The 21,222-nt window shown below is 42.7% G+C and carries 17 protein-coding genes and 1 pseudogene; 5 read left to right on the top strand and 13 right to left on the bottom strand.

Annotation, left to right across the window (positions count from 1 at the left end):
- Positions 1-86 precede the first annotated feature (86 nt).
- The 12 genes from M0N77_RS01610 to M0N77_RS01555 all read right to left on the bottom strand — a co-directional run bounded on the left by M0N77_RS01610 (position 87) and on the right by M0N77_RS01555 (position 13,471).
- Positions 87-1,826: an ATP-binding protein gene (locus M0N77_RS01610; RefSeq protein ID WP_353102924.1), complete on the bottom strand. Its 1,740-nt coding sequence runs from the start codon at positions 1,824-1,826 to the stop codon at positions 87-89.
- A 14-nt stretch (positions 1,827-1,840) separates the two neighbouring features.
- Entirely contained in the window at positions 1,841-2,710 is an 870-nt protein-coding gene (locus tag M0N77_RS01605; RefSeq protein WP_353102923.1) for a tRNA threonylcarbamoyladenosine dehydratase, read from the bottom strand.
- A gap of 75 nt (positions 2,711-2,785) precedes the next feature.
- A complete protein-coding gene (locus M0N77_RS01600) occupies positions 2,786-3,544 on the bottom strand; it encodes an IS5 family transposase (protein WP_353102921.1) in 759 nt (252 codons plus the stop codon).
- A gap of 114 nt (positions 3,545-3,658) precedes the next feature.
- Positions 3,659-4,711: a TatD family hydrolase gene (locus M0N77_RS01595; protein WP_353102919.1), complete on the bottom strand. Its 1,053-nt coding sequence runs from the start codon at positions 4,709-4,711 to the stop codon at positions 3,659-3,661.
- Between the two features lie 82 nt (positions 4,712-4,793).
- A complete protein-coding gene (locus M0N77_RS01590) occupies positions 4,794-5,732 on the bottom strand; it encodes a hypothetical protein (RefSeq protein ID WP_353102917.1) in 939 nt (312 codons plus the stop codon).
- A 198-nt stretch (positions 5,733-5,930) separates the two neighbouring features.
- Positions 5,931-6,101: a hypothetical protein gene (locus M0N77_RS01585; protein WP_353102915.1), complete on the bottom strand. Its 171-nt coding sequence runs from the start codon at positions 6,099-6,101 to the stop codon at positions 5,931-5,933.
- Between the two features lie 82 nt (positions 6,102-6,183).
- A complete protein-coding gene (gspD, locus tag M0N77_RS01580; RefSeq protein WP_371834180.1) occupies positions 6,184-8,457 on the bottom strand; it encodes a type II secretion system secretin GspD in 2,274 nt (757 codons plus the stop codon).
- Positions 8,458-8,527: 70 nt separating this feature from the next.
- Positions 8,528-9,445, bottom strand: a complete 918-nt coding sequence (locus tag M0N77_RS01575; RefSeq protein ID WP_353102911.1) for a type II secretion system protein N — start codon at positions 9,443-9,445, stop codon at positions 8,528-8,530.
- The gene (gene gspN / locus M0N77_RS01570) at positions 9,442-10,248 is read right to left on the bottom strand and encodes a type II secretion system protein N (RefSeq protein ID WP_353102910.1); all 807 of its coding nucleotides are present in this window, start codon (positions 10,246-10,248) and stop codon (positions 9,442-9,444) included. Before gspN ends, M0N77_RS01575 begins: the two co-directional genes overlap by 4 nt.
- Before the next feature lie 149 nt (positions 10,249-10,397).
- Positions 10,398-10,721, bottom strand: coding sequence for an H-NS histone family protein (locus tag M0N77_RS01565; protein ID WP_353102908.1), 324 nt, complete (start codon positions 10,719-10,721; stop codon positions 10,398-10,400).
- A 443-nt stretch (positions 10,722-11,164) separates the two neighbouring features.
- Positions 11,165-11,749 carry a single-stranded DNA-binding protein gene (gene ssb, locus M0N77_RS01560; RefSeq protein WP_353102906.1) on the bottom strand — a complete coding sequence of 195 codons (585 nt, stop codon included), beginning with the start codon at positions 11,747-11,749 and terminating at the stop codon, positions 11,165-11,167.
- A 357-nt stretch (positions 11,750-12,106) separates the two neighbouring features.
- Positions 12,107-13,471 carry an MFS transporter gene (locus M0N77_RS01555; RefSeq protein ID WP_353102904.1) on the bottom strand — a complete coding sequence of 455 codons (1,365 nt, stop codon included), beginning with the start codon at positions 13,469-13,471 and terminating at the stop codon, positions 12,107-12,109.
- Between the two features lie 657 nt (positions 13,472-14,128).
- On the opposite strand from M0N77_RS01555, the gene uvrA reads away from it, so the two are divergent.
- The 4 genes and pseudogenes from uvrA to M0N77_RS01535 all read left to right on the top strand — a co-directional run bounded on the left by uvrA (position 14,129) and on the right by M0N77_RS01535 (position 19,836).
- Positions 14,129-17,023 carry an excinuclease ABC subunit UvrA gene (gene uvrA, locus M0N77_RS01550; protein ID WP_353102902.1) on the top strand — a complete coding sequence of 965 codons (2,895 nt, stop codon included), beginning with the start codon at positions 14,129-14,131 and terminating at the stop codon, positions 17,021-17,023.
- Between the two features lie 370 nt (positions 17,024-17,393).
- On the top strand, positions 17,394-17,834 hold the full coding sequence (locus tag M0N77_RS01545; protein WP_071002207.1) for an IS5/IS1182 family transposase: 441 nt from the start codon (positions 17,394-17,396) through the stop codon (positions 17,832-17,834).
- 8 nt (positions 17,835-17,842) lie between these two features.
- Positions 17,843-18,226: pseudogene (locus tag M0N77_RS01540) on the top strand (transposase family protein); the annotation flags it as partial.
- On the top strand, positions 18,223-19,836 hold the full coding sequence (locus M0N77_RS01535; RefSeq protein WP_353102901.1) for an AIPR family protein: 1,614 nt from the start codon (positions 18,223-18,225) through the stop codon (positions 19,834-19,836). The pseudogene M0N77_RS01540 and the gene M0N77_RS01535, both read left to right, overlap by 4 nt.
- A gap of 197 nt (positions 19,837-20,033) precedes the next feature.
- Here M0N77_RS01535 and M0N77_RS01530 read toward each other — a convergent pair whose 3' ends face one another.
- On the bottom strand, positions 20,034-20,315 hold the full coding sequence (locus M0N77_RS01530; protein WP_353102899.1) for a DUF503 domain-containing protein: 282 nt from the start codon (positions 20,313-20,315) through the stop codon (positions 20,034-20,036).
- A gap of 117 nt (positions 20,316-20,432) precedes the next feature.
- On the opposite strand from M0N77_RS01530, the gene M0N77_RS01525 reads away from it, so the two are divergent.
- Positions 20,433-21,221: a threonine/serine exporter family protein gene (locus M0N77_RS01525; RefSeq protein WP_353105544.1), complete on the top strand. Its 789-nt coding sequence runs from the start codon at positions 20,433-20,435 to the stop codon at positions 21,219-21,221.
- Position 21,222: the final 1 nt, after the last annotated feature.

Raw genomic sequence — 21,222 nt, 5'->3', positions numbered from 1 at the left:
TAAGTTTCATAATTCAAGTAAAAAAGCTTAATCGATTGTCGGTTAAGCTTTTTTATTTAACTATTTTTTAATGGTTTAAAGCTAGACTAGGATCTCATGGCTTGCTTATACATCAGCCAGTATTGTACTAAGGCACTGAGCTGCTCTTTTTTGAAGGGCTTACTACAATAATCTTGCATACCTACTTGTAGATATTTTTCGCGCTCACCGTCCATAGCATTGGCTGTCAAGGCAATAATAGGCGGTAAGTCTTCAGCATCGAACATCTCTTGTAGCTTAATGGTGGCCTGAATTCCATCCATAATAGGCATATGATGATCCATTAAAATCACATCATAGCGCTTGGGACTGATACAAAATTCGTCAATAGCTTTTTGTCCATCTGTGACATGAGTGACTATATGACCACTATCACGTAGCGCTTTTTTGGCAATCATAGCATTGACGTTATCATCTTCTACTAGCAGTATCTGACCGCTATAATGCCACTCAGGTTCAACATCGATATGATTGGCTAGTTGCCAAGCGTTATACTGCTCTTTATCGATAATCTTTAGCGGTAACAGCACTTTAAAGGTAGTGCCTTTGCCTACCACACTATTGGCCCAAATATGTCCGCCCATCATCGCTACTAGTGATTTGCAGACTGATAATCCTAAACCAGTACCTCCATACAGACGGTGCGTTGATTTGTCTGCTTGATTATACGCATCAAAGATAGCGTTGAGCGACTCTTCTTTGATGCCCACTCCAGTATCAGTAACTTTTATACAAAAAGTTAACTCAGCATGATTATTGATGCTATGAACAGTCTCTGCAGCATTGCCTCTAGTCATCAATTCTTCACAGTCACAACGTTTTGTAGGTCTAATGTCGATAGAGACGCGGCCCCCTTCTCGAGTGAATTTGATAGCATTACTAACTAAATTAGAAAGAATTTGTTTAAGTCGTACCGGATCCCCTTCAACGTAGCAATCAAGTTTTTTATCATAATGATAATCTAAGGTTAAACCGCGCTGAGAGGCCTTACCGGCAAACAAATTAACTACCTCGTTACAAACAGCAGCTAAACTCATGGGCACTTTATCTATGGTCATCTTGCCCGCTTCCACTTTGGAGAGATCCAAAATACCATTGATAATAACCAGTAAATGATCAGTCGATACTTTTATATTATCAATATAGTTTTTTTGTTCATGCGTCAAAGTAGTCTCATCGAGCATATCAATCATACCGATGATACCGTTCATAGGAGTGCGAATCTCATGACTCATATTAGCCAAAAAATCTGATTTCATATCATTAGCAAGCTTAGCAAGACGTTGCTTCTTTTGTAGCTGTAGAGCATCAGCCGCCATCATAGCAAACTGCTGTAAATGCTTAGCTTGCTCTTGGGTAAAGTCATAATGAGGCTTTGTGTCCATTAAACATAAGGAGCCTAAACGGTAAACTCTATTATCCTCGTGCAAAATAATGGGCGCGCCAGCATAAAAACGCAAATTAGGATCGGTGGTGACTAAGCTATTATTGATAAAACGTTCATCGACTGATAAATCCTCTACCACAAACACCTCATCAGATAGCACGGTATAGTTACAGACCGCTACACCACGAGTGGTTGTACACACTTTTAGCCCATGCGCCGATTTTAGATATTGTGTCTCCTCATCCATAAAGGTGATAGCCACGATAGGTAGACCAAAAAAAGTCTTTACCAAATTAGTTAGGCGCTCAAAAGTAGGCTCGACATCATCATTAAGCACCTGATACTCATGTAATTTTTCAATACGAGCTTTTTCGTCTGTAGCTTGCGGATAAGTTGTCAATACGTTCTCCAAAACTAGTGTGAAGTCAAAGGGTTAGCAGCTGCTTGCACTGTTAGCATTTGCAAAGCTTCACTGACCATTATCATAGCAATCACTGAGGTAACCGCCACTGCTGAACCGTAACCGCCGCAGTTCAAACCAGCCGCCTGACTACTCTTGTCAACACGTGGCGGTTCAGTGGAATAGACGCATTTGATGCCAAATCTCTCTTTTAGCTGACTGTTAATGCCTTTTTCATGTCGCAGCTTATTACGTAGTCTTGCTAACAAAGGATCTTGATAGCTGTCTTTTAAGTCGCTAACGGTAATTTGGCGGGGGTCTATTTTTCCACCAGCCCCGCCTGCACAAATCAGCTTTAATTTATTAAACCGGCAATGTAGCGCAATCGCAAGCTTAGCACTCATATCATCGACACAATCTAAGACAATAATAGAGCGCTTATCTGCCAAGGCTTGCTTCATCTGCGCGCGTGTGGGCAGTATTTGTGCAACGTTATCTGGCGTTAAAAAATCATCAATCAGCTGTAGCTCAATCTTTGGATTAATCTCGCGCATACGTGCGCCCATTGTCGCGATTTTACTTTGACCAAAGTGACTATCGAGCGCTGGTAGCTGACGATTGACATTGGAGGCAACCAGCACATCCAAATCTACTAAAGTAACGCGACCTACAGCGGTTCGTGCTAAAGCTTCAGCGACCCACGAGCCTACGCCGCCTACACCGATGACATAGACATGCGCGCGCTCAAAGCTAGTAAATGCTTTGGTGCCATAAAGTTTTTGGGTGCCCTGAAAACGGCGCTGATACTGACTGTCATCAGTCTTTGTCTCAGTCGATACTGGTAGATCGCCATTTTGGTTTTTTATAACGGCTTGTTCATTCATTCATTAAAACTCTATTCGTTAAAACGCTATGGATTAAAATATATTTTGTGCCAAAAACTAGGGGCTGTATAGAATTCAAATCAGGGGCAACCAGATAAAGACACAAGCGAGCATTACCGCCGCTGCATAGCTATCTTTGAGCTTATCATATCGCGTGGCAATGCCCCTAAAATGTTTCAATCTAGCAAAAGCGTTTTCTACCAAATGACGGCAACGATACAAATACCAATCTAGTGTGTCGTTGCGGCTTTTAGAGTTCGACTTAACAGGTATGACTGACTGAGCACAGTGCTTGAAGACACACTCTCTAATATCGCTACTATCGTAGCCCCTGTCTGCAATCACCGCTTTAGTCTGGTTGTTAATCGTGCTACATATCAACGCCTTTGCCATCTTAGAGTCATGTACTTGCCCACCTGACAGCTCAACATGTATAGGGTTGCCACAAGCATCGACCACTAAGTGCTGTTTGCTGCTATTACCTGCAACGCTTTTACCAATGGCCTCATCAAGATGACTGGCTGCGCCTGTACTATGCTGATGAGCTTTAACCACGCTACCGTCTATAAATAACCATTCACTATCATAGTTTGCTGTGACTATCTTCATGAGCTTTTGCCATTTACCGGTTTTACGCCAGTAACGGTATTGATGATATATGCTAGACCAATGACCAAAATAAGAAGGTAAGTCTCGCCATGGACAGCCTACTCGTATACGGTACAACATGCCTTCAACGGTACGTCTTAGATTGGGCTTGTTATAGACGTTAATTTGTCGCAATATAATAAATAGATTGTGCCAATGTTCATCGTTGAGCTTGGTGCGAGCCATAAGTGACGCCTTGTTTCTTTGTTGTGGTAAACATTAGAGTAAGGCGTTGCTTATTTTTTTCAATGTTTTCTCAATTCTATACAGCCCCTAGTCTATAGATTATTACTCATCTACTTAGTCTAAAGGATAAGGCCAAGACTGAGCCAGACTAGCTATACTATTGTGCCAAAGTTGCCGTGCCAAAAGTGCCTTATCTACCTTGAGTAGCTCACTCAAGCTCTCTAATACCCAAGGCAAATTTGCTGGGACATTACGATTATAGTCTTGCTGATTTTCGTCTTTTTGCCATTCATCATTTGGGCTTTGGCCGCTATTTTTGCCTAATGCTGAGGAATTATCACCACTCGTTTGGCACATAATAGGCGTCATATCCGGACAATCAGTCTCTATCACCAGACACTCGATACCATATTCAGCGACAGCGGCTTGAATGGCGCGGCGTAGTTTTTTGGCGTTGGGGTTGGTTATCTGGCCGGTAACTCCAAGTTTAAAGCTCAATTTAACAAAAGCCTTTGCTTCTTGCTCGCCACCGCTGAAGCTATGAGCAATACCGCCTAGCGCCTTAGCATCATAAGCATGCTCTTTTAGGATAGCTAAAGCGTCAGCATGCGCTTTACGGATATGCAGCATCACTGGCAGTTGATGCGCCACTGCCATATCCAGCTGACTGATAAAAAAATGCTGCTGCTTAGCAAAGTTCTCAGACTCCTTCATCTCTTTAGTAAAAGTATCCAGCCCAATCTCGCCAATAGCAATAGGACGCTGCTTATCAAGCATTTTTGCCATGGCCTGCAGATGCGCTTCGGTATGCTGCTCAATATAAAAAGGATGTAAACCAAGAGCGATATGAGCTTTGGGTACTATCGTCTCTAGCTGGCTTGCAGCTACTGACTCTACGCTAGTCTTTTCTGACTTGATCTTGGAGTAACCACTAGACTGCAACTGTGACTGAGACTCAAAAGACCGCTTAACTTTATAAAGCCTATCAAAATGCCGATATAAATAACCGACTAGTACTAGATGTTCAACGCCATTTTTATAAGCACTTTGCGCCTCAATCTCTCTATCTTCATCAAATACTGGCGCATCAAAGTGAGTATGAGTGTCAATCAAAGGATAACGGCTCTGAGCTTGATGCGCTGCTACAGACTGTGATACATCGGACATAAATGCTTCCTAGTGACTTTGTGGCTTTGTGGCTTTATGGCTTTGTGGCTTTATGGCTACTAACGTTATTTTGCTACTACTATCAAGATGAAGCGATCTTATACTCGGGCTTGATAATACCTTGTAGCTGGCTAAAAGGAACGACTAAGTCCACCGCATAAGGCTTATTATTGAGCAATTCTCCCGACTGATACACTAAGTGCAGCCCTTGCTGATCTATATACCACTGTTTAGCTAGAGGCAATGGCCAAGCTTCTAGATACTGCTGCTCAACGCCTTGCTTACTAAGCCAAATCTTTTTTGGCGCTTGAAAAGTGTTAAGTAGTTTATCCATATCTGCATCTGGCAATAAAATATCTTCTAAGCTGAGCTGTAGCTTTTTTTGCATATCTAGCATGATGTAGTTAAGCTGCCACTGCTGGTGAGTAGCGCCGCGCTGCTGCGTGGATTCTACTAATAAATAGCCAGTAATTAGCTTGTTGCTATTTTCATGCTCATTAATCGTCAAGTCCGTATTAACGCGCTGATAAATAGGCTGTGAGCTGACTCCTTCGCTACTAAATTCGATTTGTTTTAGTACTGAGGCAACGCTATCTTTGGCAACTTGCTGTTGACTGGCAAAGGGCGTATCTGGCGACAATACTCGCGCTATAGTCTGCCACATGATACCGCTTAGCCAAGGCTGCGAAGGGTTAAACCCTAAAATGTTTAACTCCAAATACTGACAAGTCGCCTGCTGTGAGTCACACTTTGGCTGACGTGCGATAATTTGTTGTTTACTAATCTCAATAGACGGTGCTTGCTGACTGGCTACGCTACCATCAGCAGCAGCTACAGGTTCCGAGAGTGGCGAGACCTCTGAGGGTTCAGGGGTTTCTATCTTGATATCAGCGCCAATCTCATTAGCCGCCTCTGCTTCAGCCTGCTGCTCAAACATAGACTCAGGCTGCGGCGCACAGCCTAATAACAAGCTGCTACTCACTGTCATCGTTAAAGCAACAAGTAAATATCTGTTGCTCATAGACAACGAGTTTAGGAAGTTTGACGGATGTTTATAGCGCTTCATGGTATCGACTACGATAAGAGACTAATCAAAATAATAGCATAATGCCCGTTTATATTACGTAGCGTTAATTTTGGCTATTAGTAATAAAGGTAAAGACTTAGCCACTATTTTTAGCTATTAGTAGTCTCAATCAGTCTGTTAAACAGACAGCCGTTATTGGCTATCCTTTACTGTACACTCTTTAGTTGACGGCTGACTTTTATTCTCATTGATCGGCGGCAAATTATCTTGAGCAACAGGGAGGGTCTGGCGGCTACTGCGTCTAGGTATCAATAGCAAAGCTGCCCCTACTAGGCTTAAGGTGAACCATTTTTTCTTAGTCATACTCTCTCTTTATGATACTTCTTAAGATTACGGTTAGCGGTTACGCTTTTGGCCGTTGTTCTTTGTCTCTACCTATTGGTAATTACTGATTTAATGGATAAGTAGTAATGCCAGCATTTGGGCTATCTACTCGAGTAAAGCCCTGCGGCGTAGTGGTTTGTGGTAATTGGTTACGCTTAGGAATCAGAGGATTAAGCGGCATTAATTCATAGTCTTTATTGACCTCGCCATTCCAGCCTTCGGTACCGCTAAGAGGTAGCTGCTTGATAGTGCCGTTTTTGTCGATGACCAGTTGTAGCACGCGCATCTGATTAAATTTGCGCTCAGTGACTGAAGCCACGGCGCCGCCATCTCGCAAGATAGTCGGCTGCAAAAATATAATTAGATTACTCTTTTGCGTACTGTCATTATCTGAGCGAAACAAACGACCGATAACAGGAACGTTACCTAAGCCTGGCACCTTTTGTTGACGCGTAGTCGAGTTATCACGCATCAGGCCACCTAGTGCTATGGTTTGCTGATCGTCTGCTAAGATAGTGGTATTAATCAGGCTTTTATTGGTCACGATACCCGTTGAGTTACCAAAACTACCTGGCACTACTGAGGAGACTTCTTGCGAGACCTCTAAGCGCACCGTACCGTTTTCGCCGATATGCGGTATGACGTTGAGATTGATACCAATATCTTGGCGCTCGATAGTCTGGAAGGGGTTGTTTGAATTATTGCCGCTAGTAGTAAAAGAGCCGGTGACAAAAGGCACGTTTTGACCCACCAAAATACTAGCTTTTTCATTATCCAAAGTCAAAATAGAGGGCATAGATAAAAGGTTTGCACTGGTTGAGGAGTCAAGCGCTTGTAAGATTGCGCCATAAAACTCAGTATTGCCATTGCTATCTTTACGACTATCGCCGATTCCTATCAAGGCGCCAACAATTGAGTTGGCAGCCGCGCTAATCCCTGCCGCTCCTGCTGCGCCGCCGCCTGCTAATGCCGCTGCCGCAAGAGCAGTGGCACTCGCACCAACGTTAGTAAAGTTAACGACCCCTAAACCGCTATTAGCATTACCAAGCGCCCACTGTACCCCTAACTGCGTAGCATCATCGCCTGATACTTCAACGATAGCCGCTTGAATAAGCACCTGCGCGCGGCGATTATCTAACTGATTGACCGCCTCTTCAATCTCAAACATCAGCTCAGGTGCGGCATTAACGATAACTGCATTTTGCGTCTCATCAGCGATAATGCTAAAAGGTTTGCCGGTAGTGCTAACACCAGCGCCGCCAGTACTATTATTGGTAGTAGCGCTGGTAAGGTTGGTACTCGTAGCGTTATTATTGTTACCTAGCAATTCATTAGCAGCCCCATTAAGGGTAGCGCCAGTGGTACTGGCATCTGTCAATGAAGCGGATTCTAAGGTAGATCTTGCCCCTGAGCTATTGATAGATTGATTGGCCAATAAACCACGCAGCATATCGGCGATGTGACTAGCGCTGGCATACTTTAGCCGAAATACTCGTAAGCCGCTAAGCCGACGTGATGGCGTGGTATCTAGCTGATTGACCATCTCTTGTACTTTGGCAATCATCTCAGGACTACCCTTTACTAGCAGTCTATCGCTTGCGCTATCGGCAATAACTTTGAGCTGATCTCCTCCGGCTGCTTGGCCTCCGCCCGTACTCACCAAAGCGCTGATCAGATCCATCATACGCTCAGAGTCGACATGGCGTAGCGGAATCACTCGCAAAGTATCATTGATGTTGCTATCCAAATCGCGAATAAGCGCGGTTAGCTGATTAAGGCTATCAGCGCGATCCGATAAGACTAGCGCATTGACGCCCGGAACGGCAGCAGCATGGGCCGACTGCGGCATCAAAGGGCGAATAACGCCCAATATCTCAGCGGCCTGAGTATTAGTCAAATAAATGACTCGCGTAGCCAGCGACTCACCGACACTATCACCGCGCAGATCTACCGCAACGCCAGACTGCTTAGCAATATTGTCAGGAACTAGTTTGATAGTGTTGCCAGAATCAATAGCAGCTATGCCATTGACCTGCATTACGCTCAAAAACAGCTGATAGATCTCATCACGGGATAAGGCGCGGTTAGATATCACAGTGACATTGCCATTGATACGCGGATCAAGGACAAAGTTTTGGTCAGTAATCGTCGCCACTTCATTAATAAAAGCTTTTATGTCCGCATCTTGCAAATTAACTTTCCAGCTCTCAGCACTGGCAAAACCGCAGAAGCCTGCCCATAAAGGCAACGCTAAATACAGCGGTCGACACAGACGCAATAAACGCTGTAAACCTAGGCGTAAAGGCGTCATTGAAAATTTATCCAAACTTACCATGCTGATAGTACCCACTGTGATGTCACAAAAAATAAAGCTTATTACAAATAAAATGTATTGGCAGTGAAACCTAGAACTGCTGACGAATAGTGATCACTTGATCACCACGTTGCACCTCGATTTGAGCTTCACCTGATTGCTGAGCTTGTTGTAATACATTGGCGTCTTGGGCAGGACTATTTCCTACAGTTTGACCATTGACTGTCAGCACCTTATCGCCCGCCTCTAGCCCTAAGCGATTACGCAGTGCTGTTGGCATAGCCGCTGTCACTTGATAGCCCTCGCCTGAGGCCATTACCCCCATTCGGCTCAAATAGCTGGCTGGGTTTTCTTTTAGCGCCGTTACCGCCTCATCAATAGCAGAGCCTGTATCAGCAGGTTGGCTTGCCCCCACCTCATTATTATCATTAGTCATCGCCGCACTTTCAGGTAAAGCTAGGCCGTTATTAGTAGCTGATAGCGGATTATTATTAGGCAAGCGCTGATTGGCAATAGCATTAGTATCAAGCCCTCTTTGATCAAGAGGTAGCAGCTCTGGCAAACTGATAACCGTTTGCTGATCTGCAGCGTCAGCGATAATCACTGCATTCCAGTCAACCGCGATGAGGGTAAAGCCCGTCTCTTGTAAGCTATCGCCAATACGATAGTTTTTGACTTCGCCATTGACGTCAAGCATAGCAGATGACAAACTCTCTGGTATGGCAATCAGCACCCCTTTTAACAGCACATTTGGCGGCGGCTGCGGCGCGACTGTAGCGGCTTCAGACTCAGCAAAAATAGCAAACGTATTGCGGTTATCAGCTGAGAGATTGGTATTGTTTTGAATGGCTTGTAGCGGCAACGCTGGCGCTACAGGCGGCGCGAGTACTAGCCACAATATCCTTGCTGCCACCCAGCATAACCAGATAATAGCCAATAATAATAACCATGCTGAAAAGCGATTGAGAGTGTCCATCAGCGGCTTTATTCGTGCGCTTATACTCATCATTCATTCGCCCCTAAGCCGTTCAATAGCGGCTGGCGAACACTGATCACCGGCGTATCTTGCGGAGCTTGCCCTTTATACTCTGCCATATTCTCAAGCAGACGCTGCGTCAGACTGACATCTAGCATATTATCACCGTCTAGATATAAGTCGCCTAAACGCTTGTCTTGATTGTTTAACAAATTTACATGCAACAACTGCTTATTGTTTTTTTGCTCGCTACTGAGCTGGGCGCGCATCGATGGCATAGTGATATAAAGTACTTTTCCAGCATTAGGATAACCCACCTCGCCGCCCACCCAAGTCAGTTGCCCATCCGCTTGACTAAAACCTGCCGGCTTATCGCCTGTTGCCGCTCTGCGTTGTAGTGAGACGCTATTGAGCTGAATAGGTGTATTGGGTAATTGCCAATTGACTAAGCTGGCCAAAGTTTCAGCAGCAATCTTACCGCTCATATCATCAACTTGCCAACCGCTAGGGCGCATAGCAAGCTGTCCATTAAGTCGGCTTTGCCCGGTGCTAATATCGACATCGGCCGCTAGTTTTCCTAAAAATAATTGCCACGGCTGCCACGACCAACTAGCAGCGCCGCTTAGCGCTGTACTTGTTTGCGGCAATTGCCAAATCAATGAGCCTTGCCAAATATTACCTGAGACTTGCTGAACATAAGGGGACTGCGGCGCATATTTCTCGATTATCCATGCCGCTGGCATTTGTAATAATGCAAATAGTGCAAAGATTATCACTCCTACTAACCACCAGAGCTTGCGCGGACGCTTATGGGAAGAGGCTGACAGTTTTGGCACAAGTAGAAGACTCTTTTGGCTAGGTTAAAGGCTTATTATCATAGCAAATAAACGGCTTTAGGTGACATAAAAAAGCCAGTATCTTTAAATAAAAATACTGGCTTTTTCATCATTTTCACTATTAAAAATAGCTAGAGCTTTAGTATTTATTAGATAGCAAAGTCATTGAGATGGCGCCCTGCCGATAATGCTTCTACTAACCAAGTTGGCTTGCGTCCACGGCCTGTCCATGTCTCTTCATGATTTTCGGTATTGCGATATTTAATGCTACGTTTTTTCTCAAGCTTCTCGCCCGCTTTTAAAATCTCATCAATGCTACTGTTGCTCTCTTCAGCAATTTTTTCAAACTGCATATAAGCATCATAAAGACGCTGATGCTGTTTTTGGGCGATAAGCTGTTGAGCGTTTTCGGTAATAGCACGTAACTGGTCGACATCTAGCGCTTCTAAATTAATAGTATCGTTGTTACTCATAATAGCCTCGGTATAAAAGTGTCAATTATAGGGAATAGATTCTAATAATCTAACAATAGCCTGGTGTATAAAACACAAACTGCTGGCTAATTATAGATTAAAAATACAAAACATTAATTCAATCTAAATACAGACTGTATTAGGCATAAGTATTATATTGAATCATAATCGCAATAATAACATAGTTATAATTCATTGGAGTTATAATTGCCTTTTATAATAGCAATACTAACTATTAATTATTTATTTTAGGATATATCTTTATTATATTAACGACATTACCGTTATTTAACCTTATTACCCTCTCTTTTATAAGTCAGGCATTGCCCTACTCTGCAAAATAAAAACCACTTTTTTATTAGGGATATTAAAAACTTTAACTATAAAATAAAAAAGAGCCTATATTAATATAAGCTCTTTATAATTACTTCATGTTGTATAAATTAAAATGGAATATCATCATCGACAGGACCATCTGGCATAGCTGTTGACTTACTTGGCGTAGCTTGTGAGGGCGCATTAAACTGATTTTGTGGCGCTTGAGACCCTTGGTTATTAAAGCCTCCTTGATTGTTATAACTGCCTTGATTACTCTGCGCTATACCTTGAGAACCATGATTGTTTTGGCCTTGATTAGCGTAGCCTTGATTGTTCTGATTATTATTGTAGCTATTATCTTGATTTTGGCCGCCACTAGCACCGTCTAGCATCTGCATCTGGTCAGCACGGATTTCGGTAGCATAACGATCGCTACCATCAGGCGCTTGATACTTACGTGTGCGTAGACTCCCTTCAATATATACTTTGCTGCCTTTACGCAGATATTGAGCGGCGATTTCACCTAAGCGATTAAACAACGAGACGCGATGCCATTCGGTCGCTTCTCTTTTCTCGCCGCTTTGCTTATCTGTCCATTGCTCAGAGGTCGCCACTGAGATATTAGTAACGCTACCGCCATTACTAAATTGTCGGGCTTCAGGATCGGCACCGAGGTTTCCGATAATGATGACTTTATTAACTCCGCGCATAATATTATCCTCTTTGATGAATGATTTTATGAATAAGCTCTAGCAGTAAACACTAAATGGCTTATTTTAATCTATTTTTTATAAGGTCAATAATCATTAACCTTAGTTTATAATCAATAATATAGTTTTACTTTATAGGTTTTTTTATTAAATATCTACTAAAGCTTAATTAAATACGTCAGCTACTGTCGCAGAGGGTTTTAGCTTGGTGTTGAGTTATAGCGGCCAGCCTTTAGTCATTGCTACGCGGCATACTCAGAGTCACACTACCAAGCTCCATACCAAACTTGCTTATCACTGCTTGATTCAGCGTCATTTTTTATAAGCAGCAGCTTTGAATAACATCGAGAGATAAAGTTAAATATCAAGTGGACTTTGTGCCAACTGTGATAATTGTTGCCGGGATAGATCGGTTAATTGAGTCTTGTCCAGCTTGAGATAAGCGACCTGCTCTTTGGCCATTACGACTAATTCATCAACGCCGGCAATCGCGGTTATTTGCTGCGACCAATCCTGAATATCAATGTCTTTAGGGATAGTGACCGTAGTGCTAGACAGATAAGGAGGATCGGCAATAGGAATAATCAGCAATAAAGCTAGCGCCATAATAGCGGCTAGGATACTCCAAGCTAATAGGTTGGATTGACTTAATAGTAAGCCACCCATCGCGCCGCCAACAAAAGCGCCGAAGAACTGACTAGAGGAGTTCAGCCCCATCGCAGTCGCTTTATTAGCGACCGGTGCGCGCTTAGATATCCAAGAAGGAATAGTGGCTTCGAGTAAATTAAAGCCCATAAAATACAGCAGCAAGCCCAAGATGATACCAACACCAACTTGACTACCCAAAGCCAATAACGCTAGCGCTGCTACCATCAATCCAATTGCTCCTAAAAACACTTGGCGCATCTTGCGTTTTTTTTCAGCGATAATAATAAAAGGTATGGCAACAGCAAAACCAATAAATAATAGTGGCAAATAGACCAGCCCTTGCTGACGAACCGATAGTCCCATCACCTCACTAAGCTGATGTGGCAAGATTACAAATATAGCGGTCATAGTTAAATGCAGCGCAAAGATACCCACATGCAGCCGGTTTAAGTCGCCAATTTTGAGGACGGTAGCGAGTTGCTCACCGATAGATTTATTATCCAAATTATGTTTGAGCACGCGCATAGGTGACGGCACTACGGCTAACAACAACATTGCCAATATCGCAAAGCCTGCGGTCAACCAAAACAGTCCTGAGATCCCCAACGAGCCAACTAATAATGGCCCAAAAGCAAAAGCTAGCATAATGGAGGTTGCAATAGTCAAACCCATAGTCGCCATCGCTTTGGTGCGCATCTCTTCACGGGTCACATCAGCTAGCAGCGCCATTAGTACCGCAGAAACCGCGCCGCTTCCTGCTAGTGCCCGTCCGATAATGACTTGGTAAATATCAGTAGCATTGGCCGCAATGATGCCGCCTAGTGCAAACAATATCAGACCGAGCATAATAATCGGCTTACGCGGGAATTTATCAGCTGCTAGGCTCATTGGAATCTGAAAGATAGCTTGGCCAAGACCATAAATACCAACGGCTAGACCAATCAAAAAAGGCGTGGCATGGGCATAATTATCACCATAAACCGAAAAGACGGGCACAATCATAAACAGGCCAATCATTCGCAAGGCAAAAATACCACCTACCCCTAAGATTGCCCGTTTCTCTACGCTATTCATAATTGCCTCACTGTTACCCTATAACGCCTGATAGCTATGTGGCCCGGCAGTTAGCACCACTTACTCTAAAATAAGTAGGCCGATTTTAAAGCAAGACTGCTTTGATATCGTAGCGCATTATCAGCAGCGCCGTTAGCCTTAGCCATCAATCAAACCCCATAGTATAAAACATTCGCCGTTTTCTTGCCGAGACTTTTGTCTTCTAAGATTAGGCGCACTCTACCTAGCTAAATTTGTTACTAAGTGCATCTAATACGCAACCTTACCTTGAATAATCGACTAATCATGACTATAAAGTAAGGCGTTGTCGACATTGTTTATTTATCCATTAGCGATAAATAGGACAAACCCATTTGTAGTTAATGTAATACGCATAATCCCTTTAGCGCTTTAATATAAAATTTAAATCATCAGTAAATTTAAAAACTTTTGTTTATTTATAAAATACAACTTGATAGAAAATATTTTAAAAATCGAAAATTATATACCTTCATTATGGTTACAGATTTATCTGCGATTTAATTTATTCTTTTAATAAACCTGCTTCATTATTATTTTTAATCTCCTTAGCTTTTAACTTTACAATTGTTGGTTTAGGTTACTAGATATTATTATTTCAGTAATAGCCAGCTTTAAAAAATAGGAAACCTATCATCGATGGCACATGACCATATTGCAATACGCGGCGCCCGTACTCACAATCTAAAAAACATTGATCTCGATATTCCACGCGATAAGTTCGTGGTCATTACGGGTTTATCAGGTTCTGGTAAATCCTCACTCGCCTTTGATACGCTTTATGCTGAAGGGCAACGTCGTTACGTCGAGAGTCTGTCGGCCTACGCGCGTCAGTTCTTATCACAGATGGAGAAGCCTGACGTTGATAGTATCGAAGGCTTATCGCCTGCTATTGCTATCGAGCAAAAATCGACCAACCATAACCCGCGCTCAACCGTTGGTACCATTACTGAGATTTATGATTATTTGCGTCTGCTTTATGCGCGTATTGGTACGCCTTTTTGCCCTGAGCATAATGAACCGATGGTAGCGCAGTCAGTCACTGAAATGGTCGATCAGGTTATGGGCTTGCCTGCCGATACTAAGCTGATGATTCTTGCGCCAGTTATTCGTGAGCGTAAAGGCGAGCATACCGTTTTATTAGAGCAGCTCATCGGCCAAGGTTTCGTGCGCGTGCGTGTCGATGGTGATGTCTATGATACCGACGAGCTACCCACCCTTGATAAGAAGAAAAAGCATACTATCGAGGTGGTCGTGGATCGCTTCAAAGTGCGCGATGACTTAGGCAACCGCGTCGCTGAGAGTTTGGAGACCGCTCTACGTCTAGGTCAAGGTCTTGTGACGCTACACTTTATGGATGGTAATCTTAAAGAGGGCGGCGCTGATAATCAAGTCATGTCGGCTAAGCACAGCTGCCCCGTTTGTGATCGAGCGGTGTCCGAGCTTGAGCCGCGTATGTTCAGCTTTAACAATCCTTATGGTGCTTGCCCAAGTTGTGATGGTCTCGGTAAACGTCAATATTTCTCCGCAGAAAAGTTAATCACTCATCATGATAAGACCCTCAATCAAGGCGCTATTAATGGTTGGGATAAGCGCCACTCCTACTATTTTGGTCTGCTAAATACTGTCTGTAACCATTTCAAAATTGATATGGATACGCCTTGGAAAGAGCTAACTAAGCAGCAGCAAGATTTAATCATGCAAGGCTCAGGTAAAGAGAAGCTAACCTTTAACTTCACCGATGAGCGCGGGCGCAAGACCAATAAGACTATTCCTTTTGAAGGGGTGTTGCCTTATCTTGAGCGCCGTTATGCGAAGACCCAAAGTAATTTAGTACGTGATGAGCTGGCCAAATATTTAGCTGATACCACCTGTAATGTCTGTGATGGCGCGCGTCTCAACGAGATATCACGTAATGTCCGCGTTGATGATCAAACGATTGCTGAGATTGTTAAGCTATCGATTGGCGATGCTGCTGATTATTACAAGACGCTTAAAATCAGCGGTCATAAAGGCGAAGTCGCTGAAAAAATCTTTAAAGAGATTAATGAGCGTTTGAACTTCTTGGTGAGCGTTGGCCTTGATTATTTATCACTCGCCCGCTCTGCCGAAACCTTATCGGGCGGTGAAGCTCAGCGTATTCGTTTGGCTAGCCAAATCGGAGCCGGTCTAATGGGCGTGATGTACGTACTTGATGAGCCCTCAATCGGCTTACATCAACGCGATAATGATCGTCTATTGAAAACTCTAACGCGCCTGCGTGATTTGGGTAATACCGTCTTAGTCGTTGAGCACGATGAAGATGCTATCCGTCAAGCCGATCACGTGATTGATATCGGCGTTGGCGCTGGCGTGCACGGCGGCCATATCATCGCTCAAGGTACGGTCGAAGATATTATGGCAAATAAGGAATCGCTGACTGGACAATATATGTCTGGTAAAAAGAAAATTGAGATTCCACGCCTACGTCATAAAGCCAAAACGATAGAGGTCGAAGGTAAAAAGAAAAAACTGCCGATGACTATTGAGCTAAAAGGCGCTACTGGTAACAATCTAAAAAATGTCGATCTAACTTTACCTGTTGGTATTATGACTTGTATCACTGGCGTCTCAGGTTCGGGTAAATCGACCTTGATTAACCGTACTTTGATGCCATTAGCTGCGACGCAATTGAACAACGCTTCAACGCTAATCGCTGATAAGTACGAAAGCATTAGTGGTCTTGATCATTTAGATAAGATGGTCGATATCGATCAAAGCCCAATCGGTCGTACCCCGCGTTCCAACCCAGCCACTTATACCGGAGTGTTTACGCCGGTACGTGAGATGTTCGCGCAAACGCAAGAAGCGCGCGCCCGTGGTTATAAGCCAGGTCGCTTCAGCTTCAACGTCAAAGGCGGGCGCTGTGAGATGTGCCAAGGCGATGGCCTAATCAAGGTCGAGATGCATTTTTTACCGGATATGTACGTGCCCTGTGATACCTGTGAAGGCAAACGCTATAACCGCGAGACTTTAGAGATTCACTATAAAGGCAAAACCATCGCTGACGTGCTCGAGATGACGGTAGAGGACGCCACTGAGTTCTTCTCGGCGATTCCAGCGATCTATCGTCGCCTGCAAGCGCTCATGGATGTGGGACTGAGCTACATTCGCTTGGGTCAGTCCGCGCCAACCCTATCGGGCGGTGAAGCGCAGCGGGTGAAACTGGCACGCGAGCTTGCCAAACGCGACACGGGACAGACGTTATATATCTTGGATGAGCCAACCACAGGTTTGCATTTCCATGATATTGATAAGCTGCTCAACATCTTGCATGCGCTACGCGATAAAGGTAACACCATCGTGGTCATCGAGCATAATTTGGATGTTATCAAAACCGCGGATTGGGTGATTGATCTTGGCCCTGAAGGCGGTAAAGGCGGCGGCATGATTATCGCGGAGGGTACGCCAGAAGAGGTCGCAGAGGTCGAAGGCTCACACACGGGTGAGTTTTTGAAGCCGATGCTTGAGGAAGGACTCAAAGACGTCAGCTAATACCGTTAGTCATGATTGATAGAAGGCCACTCTTTATAGGGTGGCCTTTTTTTATATTTAAAATTTATACTATTCTTGCTATTCCCGCTTTTTTTATGTGGTTTACAGTGTGCAATTAAAACTTTAAACATTAATATAATTCTGTAATAATCTAATGAACATTGTAGCTAGAGTGGTAAAAGGTCACTACTAACTCATCAGCTTTTACATCTGAGAAACCATATGAACTTAAGTTATCCTAACCTACTGAAAGAGATAGAATTTTATAAGATTAAAGGACGGTCAGATAGTGCCGCTTTCTTAATAGACCTCTTGCAAAAGTAGTTGTAAGACACAACGTATATTATTGAACTCTACTTACTTAATAGATATGCCAAACATAGATAAGCTACTCAAACAAAGTGACGCTGGTTTTAAACGCTACACTGGCATTCATAAAGCCACCTTTTATGACATGCTTGAGGCCATGCAAGAGCATGAAGCATCTAAGACCAAATCAGGTAGACCAAGTGTACTCAGTCTTAAGGAGCAGATACTACTAGCCCTGACTTATTGGCGTGAATACCGCACGCTTTATCATATCAGTATGGACTTTGGTATTCATGAGTCTTCTGCTAGCCGTATCATTCGTAAAGTAGAAGACACACTGATTGACTCTGGCAAGTTTGAATTGCCTAAAAAGTTGCCTAGTCGTGTCGATGAGGACATCAATTGGTCAGTCGTCATTGTCGATGCCACCGAAACCCCAATTGAGCGTCCAAAAAAAACCAAAGAGACTACTACAGCGGTAAGAAAAAACAACACACCTTAAAAGCGCAGGTTATCGTTCATTGGCAAACCGGTTTGATACTTGATGTGCAAACCTGTAAAGGGTCAATCCACGATTTTAAGCTGTATAAAGATACTTGTCCTGATTGGTTACCTGAGAATACTAACTATCTAGCAGACAGTGGTTATCAAGGGTTAGCAAAGCTACATAACCAAACTTTCACACCATTTAAGAAACCTCGTGGTGGTCAGTTATTGGAGATATGCAAACAGGCCAATCACTATCTGGCAAAGTTCCGTATTGTGGTTGAGCACAAAATAGGCTTAATCAAGTTGTTTAAAATCGTGGCTCATAAATATCGCAACCGTCGTCAGCGCTATGATCTTAGAATGAAGCTGTTTGCTGGTATCATTAATTCCGAGCTTAGAATATGACTTTTGCAAGAGGTCTAATGTGGTATCTAGAAAAATACTTTAGGTTAGACCCAGAAATTGCGATTGATGCTGTCTGCGATAATAGCGGTGATAAAGGTGTTGACGGTATTTATCTTAACGAAGGTGCTGGTACTATTGATATATTCCAATCTAAAATAGTCCAAAGTGAAAATAAGTCAGTTGGAGATACAGTTTTAAAAGAGTTCTTAGGAACACTGGATCAATTTAGTTCAAGCGAAAAACTTCAGAATTTAGTTGATACGGCAGGCAAAGCAGAAGTTGCTTCATTAATAAATCGCTTAAATCTTATCAGCAACCTTGATGCCTATAAGGTTAGAGGAATCTTCGTTGCTAATACTGAGCTTTCCAGTGATGGGAAATCTTTCCTGTCAGAAGTCGATAATATAGAGTTTTTTGGTAGATACATACTAGAAGATCAATATATTAGCGATCAAAAAGAAGTGACTACGTTAGAAGAAGCCACTTTCGACATTTCAGAAAACGAAACTACTATTTATCATGCTGATACAGAAACAATAACTTATATTGCTCCTATCAAAGCTAGTGAGTTAGTCGAGCTGAAAGGTATTAATGACCAGTCAATATTTGACTACAATGTTCGTGGTGCTTTAGGCAATACTAAAATAAACAAAGGTATTGTAAATAGTATTAAGAACTCTGCTCTTCATAAGCAGTTTCCTTTGTTCCATAACGGAATCACCATTGTTGCTGAAAACGTTGAACGAACTGAAGATAAAATAATAATTAAGAATTTTTATGTAGTAAATGGCTGTCAAAGCTTAACGTCTCTTTATAGAAACAGTCAACATATTACTGATGATTTGAGAATATTGACTAAGGTTATTAAGGTACCTATTAATTCTGATCTATCCTCTAAAATAACCGAATATTCTAATAGTCAAAATGGAGTTAAACCGAGAGACTTCAAATCTTATAGTCAAATACAAGTACGCTTACAGAATGAAGTAACTAGTAAATTTGGTACCGATTATTATTATGAGATAAAACGAGCAGATAATACGCCTAGCAATTTAGAAGTGATTTCCAATGAAACTACAGGCGTTATACTAATGTCATTTGACTTAGAAGAGCCTTGGAATACTCATAGGAAGTATCGAATATTTGAAGACGCTCACAATGACCTTTTTGCTAGGCCAGAAGTAAACGCATCGAGAGTAGTATTCTTAAAATTATTGGACAATATATCTTCAGAAAAAATACTAAGTCTCGAAAACCAATTAATTGCTAGATACGCTCTTACAAGATACACTTTAATTTATATTATAAAAAATATACTTAAAAAAGATGAACTTGGTCAAAAGCTAATAGCTAATCCTGAGCCTTTTGTTAAAAATTCATCATCAAGAACCAAGCTTGTTACTGCTCTGTCAGCCATAGTTGATGAAATAATTATTGACTTAGATGCAGAAATTAATGATTTGGATGAAGAATTTGATTATAAATCTAACTTGAGAAATGAGTCTTGGGTCAAAAACTTAAGTAAAGTTATCAGCGGAAGTTACTTAAAACAGGTCAAAAGAAATAGAAGTCCTAGTTTCAAAGACGAATGGGAAGAACTAAATCCATAACAACTTAGGTAGTAGGTTAGATGAAGTTTGCTAGACTCGATTTCTTTTAATGTCTGATTATAATTAATAGATGGTTGAGTCTAGTACTTCGACATAAACATTCTAATTAACTCAAGTTCAATAAAAATAGCTGACTTGAGACGTAGCCTAGTCCCTATCGTAGCAGTTATCTATACTTACAAATATAAATCTACTTCCTAAACAAACTCCCGCTCCACATTAATCACCCGCGCATCTACCGTGCGTTCTATTTTTTCTTCGATCTGACTGCATTGCGACTCGATGTCCCGTTTATAGAGTCCGACTATGACGAATGTCCATTCGCTAGCATCATGGCGATCGCGCTCACCGCTCTCACAGACGGCGACGCTTGGCGTATTGCCAAAACGTGCGTGCAGGCCGCCCATACGTTGGCGCTTTTCTTTAAGTGAGCTACAGCCAGGTAAAGAAAAGGTCAAAGTTAGAATGACGATATGCATTTTATTCTCCTTGTGACAGTGGTTTACGCTTTATAATAGTAGCAAATAAGCACAGCAAGTTATGCTATCTTTACCTCTATCCATATCGATATCTCAGCCAATATGCATATTCCTTCAATGACCTCTATCAGCTACGTACAGCAACAGCGCATTACTCGATTATGCGTACGCTGCGGCTTACTGCTTATGCAGTATGGCGCTGAGTCTGCCGTGGTGGTGGACTTATCGAAGCGTTTGGGGTTTGCATTGGGAATGAGTAGCGTCGAGTGTTCGCTGAATTTTAACGCCATTACCCTGACTACCATCTGCGATGAGCGCTGCATTACCACCACAAGAGACACGATCAATCAGAGTATCAATGTCAATTTATTGGTGCAAATCCAGCAAATCATCAATAAAACCGAAGCCACTATCAATAATAATGATTTGATTGACCGCACAACCCTTGCGTTTGATGAGTTGGATAAAACGGTATATCCGACATGGCTAGTGGGCATATTTGTGGGCGCATCTTGTGCCGCGTTTGCTTATTTAAATGGCGGCAGTTGGTCGATTACCGCCGTAACCTTTATCGCGGGTATGGTGGCGATGTTTACTCGTATCTATTTATCCAAGCATCACTTTAACCCTTTTATCACCGTCATTGTGACGGCTTTTATTGCCTCGCTCATTGGCGCGACGACGTATTATTTTGATATTGGTAATAATGCCGATATTGCGGTGGCCTCTAGCGTGCTGCTACTGGTACCCAGCTTTCCTTTGATTAACTCTTTCTCAGATATCTTAAAGGGCTATGTCAATATCGGTATTGGACGTGCGGTTTTTACTTATATGCTGACCTTATCCGCCTGTGTGGGCATCGTGATGGCGCTAGTTTTACTGCAAATACAGCACTGGGGGTTTTGAT

This window comes from Psychrobacter sp. AH5 (genome assembly GCF_040371085.1).
Taxonomy (GTDB): Bacteria; Pseudomonadota; Gammaproteobacteria; order Pseudomonadales; family Moraxellaceae; genus Psychrobacter.
The sequence above is the reverse complement of the archived record's forward strand: the minus strand, read 5'-3'. Positions and strand labels throughout refer to the sequence as shown.

Excerpts from the sequence above, each read along its gene's own strand:
- M0N77_RS01565 (WP_353102908.1), bottom strand. The coding sequence starts at position 10,721 with ATGAGTAACAACGATACTATTAATTTAGAAGCGCTAGATGTCGACCAG.
- M0N77_RS01595 (WP_353102919.1), bottom strand. The coding sequence starts at position 4,711 with ATGTCCGATGTATCACAGTCTGTAGCAGCGCATCAAGCTCAGAGCCGT.
- M0N77_RS01605 (WP_353102923.1), bottom strand. The coding sequence starts at position 2,710 with ATGAATGAACAAGCCGTTATAAAAAACCAAAATGGCGATCTACCAGTA.
- uvrA (WP_353102902.1), top strand. The coding sequence starts at position 14,129 with ATGGCACATGACCATATTGCAATACGCGGCGCCCGTACTCACAATCTA.
- M0N77_RS01545 (WP_071002207.1), top strand. The coding sequence starts at position 17,394 with ATGCCAAACATAGATAAGCTACTCAAACAAAGTGACGCTGGTTTTAAA.
- M0N77_RS01535 (WP_353102901.1), top strand. The coding sequence starts at position 18,223 with ATGACTTTTGCAAGAGGTCTAATGTGGTATCTAGAAAAATACTTTAGG.
- gspD (WP_371834180.1), bottom strand. The coding sequence starts at position 8,457 with ATGGTAAGTTTGGATAAATTTTCAATGACGCCTTTACGCCTAGGTTTA.
- M0N77_RS01590 (WP_353102917.1), bottom strand. The coding sequence starts at position 5,732 with ATGAGCAACAGATATTTACTTGTTGCTTTAACGATGACAGTGAGTAGC.
- M0N77_RS01555 (WP_353102904.1), bottom strand. The coding sequence starts at position 13,471 with ATGAATAGCGTAGAGAAACGGGCAATCTTAGGGGTAGGTGGTATTTTT.
- M0N77_RS01600 (WP_353102921.1), bottom strand. The coding sequence starts at position 3,544 with ATGGCTCGCACCAAGCTCAACGATGAACATTGGCACAATCTATTTATT.
- M0N77_RS01585 (WP_353102915.1), bottom strand. The coding sequence starts at position 6,101 with ATGACTAAGAAAAAATGGTTCACCTTAAGCCTAGTAGGGGCAGCTTTG.
- ssb (WP_353102906.1), bottom strand. The coding sequence starts at position 11,749 with ATGCGCGGAGTTAATAAAGTCATCATTATCGGAAACCTCGGTGCCGAT.
- M0N77_RS01530 (WP_353102899.1), bottom strand. The coding sequence starts at position 20,315 with ATGCATATCGTCATTCTAACTTTGACCTTTTCTTTACCTGGCTGTAGC.
- M0N77_RS01575 (WP_353102911.1), bottom strand. The coding sequence starts at position 9,445 with ATGATGAGTATAAGCGCACGAATAAAGCCGCTGATGGACACTCTCAAT.
- M0N77_RS01525 (WP_353105544.1), top strand. The coding sequence starts at position 20,433 with ATGACCTCTATCAGCTACGTACAGCAACAGCGCATTACTCGATTATGC.